The 13,832-nt window shown below is 70.0% G+C and carries 10 protein-coding genes; 3 read left to right on the forward strand and 7 right to left on the reverse strand.

What is annotated here, in order from left to right; translation table 11 throughout:
- Positions 1 to 36: 36 nt before the first annotated feature.
- A complete protein-coding gene (gene surE / locus MLJ35_RS10250; protein WP_243384269.1) occupies positions 37 to 843 on the forward strand; it encodes a 5'/3'-nucleotidase SurE in 807 nt (268 codons plus the stop codon).
- A 29-nt stretch (positions 844 to 872) separates the two neighbouring features.
- Here surE and MLJ35_RS10255 read toward each other — a convergent pair whose 3' ends face one another.
- The 5 genes from MLJ35_RS10255 to MLJ35_RS10275 form a co-directional block, all read right to left on the reverse strand.
- Positions 873 to 2,309, reverse strand: coding sequence for a hypothetical protein (locus tag MLJ35_RS10255; protein ID WP_243384324.1), 1,437 nt, complete (start codon positions 2,307 to 2,309; stop codon positions 873 to 875).
- A gap of 8 nt (positions 2,310 to 2,317) precedes the next feature.
- Positions 2,318 to 3,745, reverse strand: a complete 1,428-nt coding sequence (locus MLJ35_RS10260; protein ID WP_243384270.1) for a hypothetical protein — start codon at positions 3,743 to 3,745, stop codon at positions 2,318 to 2,320.
- Positions 3,746 to 3,748: 3 nt separating this feature from the next.
- Entirely contained in the window at positions 3,749 to 4,837 is a 1,089-nt protein-coding gene (locus tag MLJ35_RS10265) for a hypothetical protein (RefSeq protein WP_243384271.1), read from the reverse strand.
- 426 nt (positions 4,838 to 5,263) lie between these two features.
- Positions 5,264 to 6,703, reverse strand: a complete 1,440-nt coding sequence (locus tag MLJ35_RS10270; RefSeq protein ID WP_243384272.1) for a hypothetical protein — start codon at positions 6,701 to 6,703, stop codon at positions 5,264 to 5,266.
- 1 nt (position 6,704) lies between these two features.
- Positions 6,705 to 8,141: a hypothetical protein gene (locus MLJ35_RS10275; protein WP_243384273.1), complete on the reverse strand. Its 1,437-nt coding sequence runs from the start codon at positions 8,139 to 8,141 to the stop codon at positions 6,705 to 6,707.
- 131 nt (positions 8,142 to 8,272) lie between these two features.
- Here MLJ35_RS10275 and MLJ35_RS10280 point away from each other — a divergent pair, with 131 nt between their 5' ends.
- On the forward strand, positions 8,273 to 10,351 hold the full coding sequence (locus MLJ35_RS10280; RefSeq protein WP_243384274.1) for a S9 family peptidase: 2,079 nt from the start codon (positions 8,273 to 8,275) through the stop codon (positions 10,349 to 10,351).
- A gap of 25 nt (positions 10,352 to 10,376) precedes the next feature.
- Entirely contained in the window at positions 10,377 to 11,063 is a 687-nt protein-coding gene (locus MLJ35_RS10285) for a hypothetical protein (protein WP_243384275.1), read from the forward strand.
- Between the two features lies 1 nt (position 11,064).
- Here MLJ35_RS10285 and MLJ35_RS10290 read toward each other — a convergent pair whose 3' ends face one another.
- Positions 11,065 to 12,159: an alpha/beta hydrolase gene (locus MLJ35_RS10290; protein WP_243384276.1), complete on the reverse strand. Its 1,095-nt coding sequence runs from the start codon at positions 12,157 to 12,159 to the stop codon at positions 11,065 to 11,067.
- A gap of 603 nt (positions 12,160 to 12,762) precedes the next feature.
- Positions 12,763 to 13,737: a patatin-like phospholipase family protein gene (locus tag MLJ35_RS10295; protein WP_243384277.1), complete on the reverse strand. Its 975-nt coding sequence runs from the start codon at positions 13,735 to 13,737 to the stop codon at positions 12,763 to 12,765.
- Positions 13,738 to 13,832: the final 95 nt, after the last annotated feature.

The raw sequence follows: 13,832 nt of genomic DNA on the forward strand, positions 1-13,832 counted from the left end.
CCTCTCCAGGCTCCAGTCTGGATGCGGAGCCCGCGCATGACCCACCGCCCCCTGTTCTTCCTCACCAACGACGACGGCATCGGGTCTCCGGGTCTCCGGGCGGCGGTCCGGGCTGTGCGCGACCTGGGCGAGGTGCTGGTGGTGGCTCCAGCCACGCAGCAGACGGCCATGGGCCGCAGCTTTACGGGCCGTCCCGACGCGGCGCTGGAGGCGGTGCCTTTCGAGGTGGACGGCGCGGCGGTCCGGGCCTACGCCTGCGAGGGCTCGCCGGCCTCGGTGGTGCGTCATGGCCTCCACCTCCTGTGCGGGGACCGCCGCCCTGATCTGCTGGTCTCTGGCATCAACTACGGCGAGAACGTGGGCATCAGCATCGGCGCCTCGGGCACGGTGGGAGCGGCCATGGAGGCCGCCGCCCGCGGCATTCCGGCCCTGGCGGCCTCGCAGCAGATGCACCCCGACCACTTCATGCGCCACGAGTCCCGCGACTGGGGTGCGGCGGAGCACTTCCTGCGCCTGTTCGCCCGGAAGCTCCTGGGCGCTCGGCTACCAAAGGACGTGGACCTGCTGAAGCTGGACGTGCCGGAGGGCGCCACGTCGGAAACCCCCTGGCGGCTGAGCCGGCTGTCGCGGCAGCGCTACTTCGAGCTCGCCTTCGAGGATCCGGGCCTCCACAGCCGCCTGAAGGACGGACGCGTCACGGTGCAGGTGGACCATGACGCCCTGGAGCCGGATTCCGATGTCCACGCCCTCGTCCGCGACCGTGTGGTAGCCCTGACGCCCCTGAGCCTGGATGCCACCTCCCGCGCTGATTTCGCAGATATCCACCGGGCCCTGGAGGGCTGAACCACCGGGCCCTGAAGGGCTGGGCCGGCTCAGCGCCTCGCGGTGGCGAAGGCCTGCTTTGCGTTGGCGAGGATGGCCGAGACGATGGCCTTCCGCTGCTCGAGGAGGTCCAGGAGGTCGGGGGAGGCGCCCGTGGCCATCCGGCCATCCTCCTCGCCGAGGTCGCGGCGCTCGGCGGGCAGGAGGAAGAACCGGCGGCCACCGTCCTGCCGTACGGCCTGGAGCCCCTCCGAGGCCTGGCGGTTCGCGGCTTCCCGCTCCTGGGAATCCCCGGCCTGCCGCAGCTTCCGGTTTTCCAGGTCCATCCGGAGGAGGGTCTTCTCCAGCCGGGCGATGAAGTCCTCGGCGGCGCCGACGGTCTGGTTCTGGAGGTAGGCTCCGAGCCCCTTCACCTTCCAGTCCACCAGGGCGTCGTTGAGGGCCTGGGCGAGGGTTGGCTGGGCCGCGCCCCCAGAGGTGGCCCCGAGCAGGAACCCGAGGGCGTCCGGCGCCCAGGGCTCGAGCTCCAGCCGGGCAAGGCGCCCGGTGGCAGGATCCCAACCGGCCTCGCGGATGCGCGCGGCCTGGCCGCCAAGCGGGAAGACAGTCCCCGCGGCCTGGGAGATCCTGGGGAGGTCGTGGGTGCTCTCGGGCCCGTCAGCCAGGGCCCCCGGTGTCTGCGCAGCCGGCCAGAACTCAAGCTGGGTGGAGGCCCCGGGGCGGGAGGGGCCCACCGCATCCCAGGACCGGCCGGCCCACGCGATCCGCAAGGGCTGATAGGCGGGCTGGGCCCGGCGGAGGGCGAGGAGGCGGGCGGAGGCCTGCTTCAACCAGGGGCCGGCCTCCACGGGGAGGGGACCCTCGGGGTTGAAGGTGGCGGGCAGGTCGGCCGGCGTGCCGGCGCGGGCCCTGGCTCGGGTCTGGGTCGGGAACCGGTTCACGAAGAAGGTGCGGCTGGGCACGAAGGCGGGGAACCCGAAGACGTCCTGGTTGGACAGCCGGTACTGGAACAGGAAGACGCCGAGGCTCAGGTCAGGCTGATCCGGATTGAACCTGGCGGGCAGCTCCATGAAATCGCCCGCGTTCCAGCCGTGGAACCTGTCCATGCCCGGCTCTTCGCGGATGGCGGTGATCCGCGCCACGTCCGTGCGGTCTCCCGGAGCGGAGACAATCTCCACCTCCAGCCCGTGGTCGTAGGGGCCGAGGCCCGCGGGGCCTTCCACGCGCAGGGCCCGCCAGCGAAGGCGGCCCTGCGCGTCGAAGCGGGTCGGGTGGATGGCGAAGCGGCCCAGGTAGGTGGTGAGAACGGCCCCGGTGAACGGCGCGCCCGGAAGCTGCGGCCCCCAGGCTTCGGGCAGGGGCGCCTCGCGGAGCTCCTCCGGCTTCGTCAGGGGCGGGTAGAGCGGCACGGGCTTCTTCCAGCCCGCGCCGAGGGGCAGGGCGGCGCAGGCCACGGCCATTGCAAGGAGGGTGGATCGCAGGTTCATGTCGGACCTCAAAGGGGAGGAACCACGGAGCCCAGACCCTTGGGCCGGGCCTGGACGGGGATCAGGTCCTCGGGCTTCACGCCGAGGCGGGCGGCGATCTGGGTGCGGCTGGCCTGGAGTTCCTTCACCACGGCTTCGAGGCGCCCCTGCAGGGCCCTCTGCTTCTGGAGCAGGAGGGCGGTGTCGCCCTGGCGCTCGAGGATGGCGCCCCAGCCGTCAATCTCGGCCGCCAGGTCCACGCTGGTGCCCACCAGGGTCTTGCCCACCTGCCAGTGGAGGCTGACGGGTTCCAGCTTCGAGGTGACGTTTTGGGCGTTGGAGGCGATGAAGTCCACGTCCTTCATCAGGTTCCGCTTGGCCTGGGCCCAGTCGAGGGCCTGGCCCGCGGCATCGTAGCGGTCGGCGAGGCCACCGGCGAACTCGGAGAAGTCGTTGACGTTCGACAGCGACTCCACCATGCGGGGCCAGAGCTTGGGGTTGGCCTGGAGGCGCTTGAGCCCGGCGGAAGTCCCCTTCGGCAGCAGCACGTCAGTGAACAGGCTGGTGCCGCGCTCCATGCAGGCCTGGGTGGCCTGCTCGATGCGCCAGCCCCAGTAGTCCATCTCCCGCTGGATGGCACGGCCCTCGGTGCCGAGGCTCTGGCCCTCCCGCTTCAGCCGCGCCAGCTGCGCCTCCAGCTCGTAGAAGCGCTGGCCCAGCAGGCGGAGGTCCTGATTCTCCGCCATCATGGCCTTCAGCCGGGCCTGCGCGGCCTCCCGGCGCTTGAGCAATTCGTCGGGCGCCATGGGCTCGGTGCGCTTCGTGCCGTCGGCGTTCCGCAGGATGCTGGGTGTGAAGGTCCGGCTTCCGCGGAGGTCCACCACCGGCACGGGATCGCTCAGGGCCGCGGCCAATCCGCCGCCGGCCTGGGCCCCGCCCGAGTCCCATCCGCTCGAGAGGGAGGCGCGAAGGTCCTCCATGCTGGCCTGGTTCCGGGCCGCCCGCTCCTGGCGCTGGCGCGCCACCAGGCTGCTCATCCGCGAGGAGTAGGCGCTGGCCCAGGCCTGGAGCTCCGCCTGCTCCCGCCGCAGGGCCTCCTGCTTTTCGGCCTCGATGCGAGCCAGTTCCGCGGGGCTCGGCCCGGAAGGTCCTGTGGGCGCCAGGGCCTGGGCCAGCAGGCTGCCGAAGATCCCGCCCAGGAGCGAGGCTGCCTGCTGGTTGGCCGTGGGCTGGCGGTGCATGGTCTTGGGCCGTGGGGCGGGCGGCCGGACCTTGAAGCTGGTGCCTACCTTGCTGCGGTCCACCTTCCCGCCGCTGAGGGCTTCCAGCTGGCTAAGCGCGTCCGAGCCCTGGCCGGTGGACGGCTTGGGATCCGGCTTCTCCCAGTGCAGGCCTGCCTGGGCCGAGAGGACCAGGGGGAAGGCGGATGCGGCGAGGAGGACGGTGAGGGTCCGCACGGTTCACCTCCGGAGGCTGGCGAGCGCCTGCTTGGCGTTGCCGAGGACGGCCATGAGGATGGCCTTGCGCTGATCCAGCAGGTCGGCGACGAGTTCAAGGTCTTCAGTCGAGGCACCCTGGGCAATTGGCGCTGCCTGTCCGCGCTTGGCGGCGAGTTCAGCTTGGGCCTTGCGCGCGACCTCGGCTCGGGCCTCCTCGTCCAGCCGGGCCCGGAGGCGTTTTGCCGTCAGGTCGAGGTCCAGGATCCCCTTCTCGAGGCGGATCACCAGATCCTCGGCGGGGTTCACGGTCAGGGTTGCCAGCAGGCCGGGCAGGGCGCGGGTCTTCCACTCGATCAAAGCCTCATTGCCAAGCTGCTCCAAGGCGGCAAGGTCTGCGACCGGCGCGCTGGGGTCCAGGTTGCGGGCTGGAAGCTCGCCCCTCAGGAGCGACAGGGCGTCGGCCTTCCAGGGCTCGACTCTGAACTTGGCGAGGCGGCCGCTGCCCGGATCGAGGGCGGCTTCCGCAACCTCGAACCAGTGGCCCCGGAGGCGCAGAAGGCGGCCCTTCAAGACCTGGTCTGGAGGCTCTGCGCAGAGGAAGGCGGGCGCCGCCACCGCCGCATCCCCACACGGATCTGCTTCCCAGAACTCGAGGAAGGCGAGGTCCTGGCGCTCGGTGGCACCGGGGATCTGCGCGTTCTCGCCTCGGATCAGCCAGCGGGGCTGGCGATTTGGATCCAGGCCGATGGCATGGCTGCGCTGCGCGGCAGGGGCGCCGCGGACCACCCACCATGTGCGGCCCTCCAGGACGACCGGAATGGGCGCGAACCGAGGTGTGCTCGATCGAAGCCGTGCCAGGGTCCGCCAGAGAGCCGGCTCAGCGAGCTGAGGTCCGAGCGGCTGGAGTACCTGCTCGAGGGTGGTAGTGTCTTCAACCTCCGCGGCGGAAGGATCGACGGGAGCCTCCAGCTTCTGGAGCTCGATCTGGAAACGCTTCTCTTTGCCTTTTCCCCATCCTGACCGCTTCTGGGCGAGCACTTCGACGGTCGGACGGCGTGTCGCGTAGTAGAGCAGGGTCGGGAGCTGCCACTGGAAGTTCTGACCATCCACTTGGAGGATCCACCACGTTTCATCCAGGCCGGCGCGCTGCGCGGGACCGCCCGGCTCCACCCTGAGGACCTCGAAACGTGAGTAGCTCCAGGTCCAAATGCCCTCTGACTTTCCGACAACGCCTGACCGGTGGGACCCCAAGTCCATCCCCAGCCGGTAGGGTCCCCAAGTTGCGGGTCCGGACAGCCGGTAGGCGGAGATTCGTCCGGCTGGTGAGATGGGGTCGTATCGGAGGTGCGTGAGAAGGAATGGCCCATCCTCGGTGTTGACCTTGAGGCCGTAGGAGGGATGACCCGGGGCTTTCGCGGTCAGGGCCGCTGGAGCCGGGCGAGCCGGCTGGCCTTCCAGGGACATGGCCATGCATCCGAGGACCAGGAGTCGCCCCATCAGGTGCCACTCGGGCCGGGGCCGGGCGTGAGCCATGGGTCACCTCCTCAAGCTGGCGAGCGCCTGCTTGGCGTTGCCGAGGACGGCCATGAGGATGGCCTTGCGCTGGTCGAGGAGGTCGGCGAGACGCTCGCTCTCGGCGGACGGAGCCGGCGTCGCAGGGGCGGGCCGTCCTTCTTTGGCGGCCAGTTCGACCTGGGCTTTCCACTCGGCGGTGGCCCGCGCTGCGGCATCCACCCGTGTGCGGATCCCTTTGACCTCGAGGTCCAGGGCGAGCATGCCCTTCTCGATCCGCACGACCAGGGCCCCGGCCGACTTCAGATCCAGGGCCTCGAGCTCTCCGGGAAAGGTGAGGGTCTTCCACTCCAGGAGCGTGTCATTCGCGGTCTGCTCCAGGGATTCCCACAAGGGAAGCTGGGGCTGGGAGCCCAGCTCGGAGGCGAGGGTGCGACCGGCGAGGAGCGCGACGACATTGGCCTTCCAGGGCTCGAGGGCCAGCCGGGTCAGGCGGCCGGTGGCGGGTTCCAGGGAGAGGGCCTGAAGGCGGTACCACACGCCGCTGACGCGGAGGGACTGCCCGGCGCCGAATCCTCCCGGCGGTTCGGGGTACACCTCAGCGAGGCCGTCCTCGAAGGCTCCGGTGCCCGGATCGGTCTTCCAGAATTCCAGAGCGCCGGGCTGGCCAGCCTGCTTGTCTTTGGCCGGTTGCGTGGGGAGGCGGACGATCCAGACCTTCCGGCCATCCAGGACCCCGGGGAGCGGGGCGTGGATCGCCGTCTGCGACCGGAGCTTGAGGAGTTCCCGCCAGGGCTCGGGGGAGGCCAGCGCCTTCTGGGCCTCCAGGTTGGGCGGCGCGTTCACGAGCTCGGCGTCATCGGGAGCGGGAAGTGTGGTGACGCGGCGGTTCTGGATGGTGTACGTGCGCTCGCTGGGACCGAAGAGCAGCGGAAGCTTGATGGTCTGCACCACGATCGTCGGACTCTGGGTGATGTGGTAGACGAGGGCCGCCACGTCCCACTGGAAGGTTGATTGATCCACGTGCTTGATGCGGGTCAGGGCGTACTTGGACTGGTCCAGGCCGGCCTCATCCGCGGCCGATCCCTTCTCGGCGGGCGTGAACGAGAAGTAATCCCGGTACCAGCTCCAGTGGAGGGCGTTGTTGTCCGCCGGCCGTTTCATGGCCGGGCTGAACATGAGGCTCCGCTCCAGGCCGGAGCGGTAGGGTCCCCATCCGGCGGGGCCATCGATGCGGTAGACCCGCACCTGGGGCTTGTGGGTTCCGGGGTCGAAGGCCAGGGAGGTCGCCAGCAGCTTCCCCAGGGAGGTGGTCAGGACCAGACCGTAGGCGGGGCTGCCGGGCGCCTTCTTGGCGAGGGCGGGCGAGGCGGGTTCCCAGATGGCGGCGGGTGAAGGCGCGGTTTGCGCGCTCAGCAGGGAGGCCAGGGCCGCGCATGCGAAGGAGGTGCGGACCGGTCTCATGTCATCTCCGGAGGCTGGCGAGGGACTGCTTGGCGTTGCCGAGGATGGCCATGAGGATGGCCTTGCGCTGGTCGAGAAGGTCCGCGAGGCGCTCGCTCTCGACAGGCGGAGCCGGGGTGGCGCGTGCGGGCTTGCCCTCCTTGGTGGCCAGTTCGGCCTGGGCCTTGCGCTCGGCCTCGGCGCGGGCTGCGGCGTCCAGCCGGGAGCGGATGCCCTTCACTTCGAGGTCGAGGGCGAGAAGCCCCTTTTCGATGCGAAGGACCAGGGCTGCGGCGGCCTGGGCATCCTGGGAGGCGAGCGCATCAGGCAGGGCGAGGGTCTTCCACTCCAGGAGGGCGTCGTTCGCGGCCTGCTCCAGCGTTTCCCAGAGGCCGGGGGAGGGGAGGGAGCCCAGCTCCCGGGCCTCGCTGGCCCCTGCAAGGAGCGCCGGTATGTCGGCCTTCCAGGGGCCCAGGCTGCAGGCGGTGGGGCGCCCCGTGGCGGGATCGGTGGTCAGGGTTTGGATCCGGTACCACTGGCCCTCGATGCGGAGGACGCGCCCGGGGCCGAGGCCCTCCCGGGGCTCCAGCCAGAGGTCCGCCAGGGCCTTGGCATAGGGGTAGGGGCCCGCCAGGGGATCCTCCCGCCAGACCTCCAGGGTGCGCTGCCCCTTCCCGGGTCCCTCCGCGCTGGGGTCGGTGGGCGCGGACACGAGCCATCGACGGCCGGTGGGCAGGTCCACGGCCAGGGGGGCGAGGCGGGGGGTGCGGGAGCGGAGGATGAGGAGATCCCTCCACAAGGGAGCGTGGCCCAACCAAGGCTGGATGAGGGCGGAATCAATCCCGCCCGCGGTGAAGAACCCATCGGCAGGGTCGATCGCGGTCTCCACCTTCCGGAGGGTGACCCGGGGATTCCGGCGGCTGGGCCCGCCGAACATGACCGGTCGCCGGATCAGGTTCAGCTCGACCTCGGGCCGGTTGGTGAGGTACCAGACCAGGGCCCCGAGGTCCCAGCCGAAGTTCTTCCCGTCCACCCCTTCGAGGGCCGTGACCGCGAACCGGCCCCCGTACTTCCCCGGATCCAGGCCCGCCGACCTGGCCGGAGAACCTTCCAGAGTCCTGACGGCGTAGAAGAAGTTGTCGAACCAGCAGGGATGGTTGCTGCCTTGAGTCGGCTCCTTGGCGTGGAAGCCCAGTTCCGCGCCGAGGCGGTAGGGGCCCATGCCGGCGGGCCCCTGGATCCGGTAGAGCTCCATCTTGGCGTCCCGGGTGGCGGGATCGAAGTGGAGGTTCGTGAACACCAACCTCCCGCTGGGGGTGGTGAACTGGACGCCATAGCCCGGGGTCCCGGGGGCCTTGGCCATCAGGCCCGCGTGGGCCGGCTCCCAGGCCGGGACCGCGGGGGAATCCGGACCTGCTCCGACTTGGAGCAGACCGGCGAGGAGCGCTGCGATCAGCATGGGGCCTCCGCGGGACAAGGCGTTCATCGGTCGTTCGGGGCGGTGCCTAAGATTCAGCGCCCCCGGTTATGAACACGGTCACAAGACGGCCCGCAGGTCATGCGATGCTGAGGGGTTCTTTCGGAGGGTCCATGCGCCGGTTCTGCCTCGTCCCCATCGCCTCCCTGATCCTGTCCCTTCCCGCGTCCGCGGCGGAGAAGCGCGCCTTCACCATCGAGGACCTCTACCGCCTCAAGGGCGTGCAGCATTTGGCCCTGAGCCCGGACGGATCGAGACTCGCTTTCGAAGTGTCCACGCAGGACCTGAAGGCTTCCACGCGGAACACGCAGGTATGGGTGCTCGACACGGCCACGGGCGCCTCGCGCCAGATCACTTTTTCGGGCAAGTCCGACACGGCGCCCCAGTGGTCGAAGGACGGGAAGACCCTCTACTTCCTCTCCAGCCGCGCCGGCGGCAGCCAGCTCTGGGCCCTGGACCTCGCCGGCGGCGAGGCGCGCAAGGTGACCAGCTTCGAGGCCGGCGTGGGCGCGCCCAGGCTGATGCCCGGCGGGAACCAGGTGGTGTTCGAGGCCTCCGTCTTCCCCGAGGCCATGGCGGACGGCGCCAAGCAGAAGGAGCTGGCGGATAAGCTGGAGAAAGGGCCCGTGCAGGCCCACCTGGCGGACTCGCTGCTCTACCGCCACTGGACCGAGTGGCGGGACTTCCAGGTGAGCCACCTCTTCAAGGCCACCTTCGAGGGCAAGGTTGAGGCCCTCACCGGCGGCGCCCAGGACTTCCCCGCCTTCTGGCAGACCTGGGACCTGAGCCCCGACGGCAAGGAGGTCTGCGTCACCACCAACACCGATCCCGTGCCGGCCCGCAGCACGAACCAGGACCTGTTCCTGATCCCCCTGGAGGGCGACCGGACGCCGAAGCGCATCACCGGCGACAATCCGGCGGCCGACCAGGATCCCAAGTACTCGCCGGACGGCCGCTTCATCGCCTACCGCTTCCAGACCCGGCCCGGCCACGAGTCCGACCGCTTCCGCCTGGCGGTCTACGACCGGCAGACCAAGACGCGCAAAGTGCTGACGGAAGCCATCGACAACTGGGTGGACACCTTCCAGTGGTCCGCCGACGGCAAGTCGATCTGGTTCACCGTGCAGGAGAAGGGCCGTTGGCCCCTCTTCCGCGTGGAGGTGGCCACCGGGAAGACCGCCCGCATGCTGGAGGGCCAGAGCATCCGGGAGTTCCAGGTGAGCCCCGACGAGAAGGCTGTCTACCTCAGCAAGACCCGCGTGGGCGAGCCTGTGGAGGTCTGGCGCTATGCCTTCGGCACCAAGGAGCTGAAGCGCCTCACGGCCTTCAACCAGGCCGTGGCCGACGAGGTCGACATCCGTCCCGCCGAGGAGCAGTGGGTGAAGGGCGCCGACGGCAAGGACATCCAGGTGTTCCTGGTGAAGCCCCACGGCTTCGATCCCGCGAAGAAATATCCCATCATCCTCAACGTGCACGGCGGCCCGCAGATGATGTGGTCCGACACCCTGAGGGGGGACTGGCAGGTCTATCCCGGCGCGGGCTACATCGTGGCCTTCCCGAACCCGCACGGCTCCACCGGCTACGGCCAGGCCTTCACAGACGCCATCAGCGGCGACTGGGACGGCAAGGTGCAGACGGACATCCAGAAGGTGGCCGACCATCTCGCGGCGCTGCCCTACGTGGACAAGGACCGCATGGGCGCCATGGGATGGAGCTGGGGCGGCTACGCCATGATGTGGCTGGAGGGCCACACCACGCGCTTCAAGGCCCTCGCCGCCATGATGGGCGTCTACGATCTGCGCTCCATGCACGGCGCCACCGAGGAGCTCTGGTTCCCCGAGCACGACCTCACGGGCACGCCCTGGGACCAGGCTGCGGCCTACGAGCGCATGAACCCCAGCAGCCACGTGAAGGCCTTCAAGACTCCCTGCCTCGTCATCACCGGCGAGCGCGACTATCGCGTGCCCTACACCCAGAGCCTCCAGTTCTTCACGGACCTGCAGGAGATGGGCGTGCCCAGCCGCCTCATCGTCTTCAAGAACGACGGCCACTGGCCGGACAACCTGAAGTCCATGCCCGTCTACTACAACGCCCACCTCGAGTGGTTCCAGAAGTACCTGGGCGGCGGCGCCGCCCCCTGGAAGACCGAAGACCTGGTGCGGAACCTGGCATTCGGGAACACCGGGAAGTAGCATCGGGTCAGTCCCCGGAGAAACCATGCGTCGAACGGTCCTTCCTGCCCTGATGCTCGCCTGCCTGCTGGCCTGCGCCGAGAAGGAGGCGCCGGCTCCGGCAGCGACCCCGGGGACGGCCCCGGCGGCTGGCACGCCCGCGGCTCAACCGTCGTCACAGCCCTCCTCCCAGCCGGCCCCCGCCGGGGCGAAGGCAGAGCCAGCGGCTCCGGCTCCCAAGGCCGCCGAGATGGCTCCGAAACCCGCCGCGGCCCCGTCGGCTCCAGCGCCGACTCCCGCCGCCGCGCCCGCGCCCGCCACCACGCCCGCGACCACGCCTGCTCCTGCGCCCGTGGCCGCTGCGCCAACCCCCGCACCCGCTCCCGCCGCGGCCCCGGCGCCAGCCCCCAAGCCAGCGCCCGCGTCCGCCGCCGGGCCCATGCCCTCCATGGCCAGCAACGGCCACCCGGCTGTCGGGGCCAGTGCCTGCAGGATGTGCCATCGCGTCCAGCACGACTCCTGGTCCGCTTCGGCCCACGCGAAGAAGGGGCTCGACTGCGAGGCGTGCCACGGCAATGGTGGCGACTACAAGGCCATGTCTGTGATGAAGAACCCGGCGGCAGCGAAGGCCGCGGGCCTGGTCCTGCCCACCCTCGACTTCTGCCGGAAGTGCCATGGCGCGAAGGCCGATGCGGCGCTCTTCGCGCGGGTCCACGCCCACAAGGCCAAGTAGCTCAGGGTTTCGCGGCCTTCAGCTTCCAGTAGTTCCCCCCGCCCGCCGTGCGCGGCTCCAGGCCGCGGCGGGCGGCGCGGAGGCCGTCCAGCAGCACCCGGCGGATGTCGCTGATCACCGGCGGGGCGGTGGCGAAGTAGGAGTGCTCCAGGAGGCTGGTGTCCAGGCCCGAGGCGTCGATGGTCTCGATGCCCGGCACCACGACGATGCCCTCGGCGGTGTCGCCCGCCCGCGGGTAGCCGTGGACCTTCTTGGAGGCCAGCAGGGCGTTGTCGCCATTGGAGGCATAGAGGGTGATGCGGTCGCAGCCCGCCACCAGGGCGGGGGCGATGTCGCGCTTGAAGATCTCGGCGTCGATGTCGGGGGCCGTGAGGATGATCTCCTTGAAGCGGCCCTTGAGCTTCGGCTGTTCCGCGAAGGCCTGCCGCAGCGCGCCCGTGAGGACGCGGTTGCCCATGGAGTGGGCGATGAGGTAGATGTCCGTCGCGCCGCTCTTCTGGGCGAAGTCCACGAGGAACCGCTTCAGGTTCGCCTCGCTCCACTGGGCGTTGTTCTCGTCCGTGGTGTAGCCCTGGAGGGTGCCCTGGGAGGGCCAGCTGTAGAACACGGGCACGCCCCGATAGTCCAGGTCGTAGGTGATCTGGGCGGTCCGGCGGGCAGCGTCCGCGAAGGCCACGTTGTAGCCGTGGACGAACACGAAGCTGGATCCGGATGCGCCCTGCGCCTGAACCCGGGCCCTCACGCGGTTTAGGAACCCGAGCCGCGTGAGGGGCGACCAGTCAAGGACGGCCACGTGCTTGCGGGGATCCTCGCTGAGCTCCAGCTTCCAGAGGGACGGCGCCTCTAACTCGCCGGTCCTGTGGCCGTGGGGGATGCTGACGGTGATTTCGCCGTAGGAGATCCGCTCGCCGCGCCCGCCGCCGAAGGTCCCCGCGCGGGGATCGAGCTTGCGGTCCGTGCCGAACATCACGGATACGCGGGCATAGGCCTGGGCCTGGTCCACGTTGGGGTTGGCCCCCACGGGCGTGGGGCGTGGAGGGGGCAGGGACGGGCGGGAGGAAGCCGCTCGCCGGGGCATCTCGGCCCTTTCCGCCATGCGGTGGTCCTCAGGCGGCCGGGATGCTTCGGCTTCCGCCAGGGGCTCGGGCCTGGGGGGGCGGGCGGAAGGCGCGGGCGGAGGCGGCGGCGGGGGCGCCGGAGTGGGCAATGGGGCGGGTGCCGGAGCGGGCGAGGGGGCTGGTGCCGGGATCGGCCGGACCATCGGCGGGCGGGTGGCGCAGGCCGCCAGGAGCCCCGCGAGCGCGGCGGGCCACAGGATCCGTGAAGGCGTCAGTCGGGGCTGGGGCGCGGGCATGGCATCCTCGTCGTGGAATGCTCGGAAGAGAAGGGGCCTTCTTTCGTTCTGCGGATGCCCGGATTCTACGTCCGTGGATCGCCGCTGGGCCAGTCCCGAGAGAGCGGCCGGAACCGCCCGAATTTCCTGTTTACACAGACAGGGGGTGATCATGATGGGGGCCTCCCCCGGGCCGATCAGCCCTCACGCCGTTCTGAGCGCCGCTTCCATCCACTCTGCCCCGCCGCTCCAGGAGGTGGCCTGCCGGGTTCCAAAGGCCAAGGAATGGACAGGGTCGACGCCTTCAAGATGGGGCGCTTCGACCTCACCCCCATGGGGGACATGATCTTCGTAACGTGAAGCGCTTCACTGGCCGGTGGACTGGGCGGCCATCCGGGCGGCCACCCACTTGTCGATGGCCTGGCGAACGGCAGGCATGGCCTGCTGGGCGGCCACGATGCCTGCCTCCATGCAGCGCTTCTTCTGGGTGAAGTCCAGGGTGCCCACGTCGCCGATGGCCGGTGAGATCAGCACGTCCGCATCCTTCTTCGAGTGCTCCACGTTGAGGGCGAACATGATGTTGGCGGCCTGGAGGCTCACGCCCAGCAGGTTGGTGATGTCCGTGTTCCCCACGTTGGCGCTGATGTCGACGGCGATGACCAGGTCGGCTCCCTTGGCGCGGGCCACGGAGATGGGGATGTTGTCCACCACGCCGCCGTCCACCAGGATCTTGCCCATGTGCTGCACGGGCTGGAACACGCCGGGAATCGCCGAGCTGGCCCGCACGGCACGGGCCACGGAGCCGCGGTCCAGCACGACCTTCTGGCCCCAGTTGAGATCCGTGGCCACGGCGGCGAAGGGAATCTTCAGCTGCTCGATGTTGGCCGGCTTGATGTGGCCCTTGACCCAGGTCTCGAGCTTGTCGCCCTTTGCGAAGCCCATGCCCGCCACCGTGGAGAGGACGCCGAAGTCGAAAAGGTCCTCCTTCTGGAGCTGGAAGGCGGTCCACTCCAACTCGAAGCTGTTGCGGTCCGCGGCGTAGATGGCGCCGATCAGGCTGCCCACGCTTGTGCCCACCACCAGGTCCACCGGGATCTTCTCCTGTTCGAGCGTGCGGATGACGCCGATGTGCGCGAACCCGCGCGCGGCACCGCCGCCCAGCACCAGGGCGATCTTCGGTTTGGGCGGAGGACCCTGCGGCTTGGGCGGAGCCGGGGGCTGAGTCTGGGGTGTCGGCGCCTGGGGCACCACCACGGGGGCCTGGGGCTGGCAGGCCAGGAGCAGGGCGAGACCCAGCAGGGCCCCGGCCCGGGCGATGCGCGAGGAGATGTGGCTGATCATCCTTCGAGAATACCCGACCCTCCCCGGGGCTCATCCGAGAGGCGACCCCTCGTAAGATGATGCTAGAGTGGGGTATGACCCCCCAGGAGCCTTCC

Origin of the sequence: Geothrix alkalitolerans (assembly GCF_022808885.1) — a bacterium.
Lineage (GTDB): Bacteria > Acidobacteriota > Holophagae > Holophagales > Holophagaceae > Geothrix > Geothrix alkalitolerans.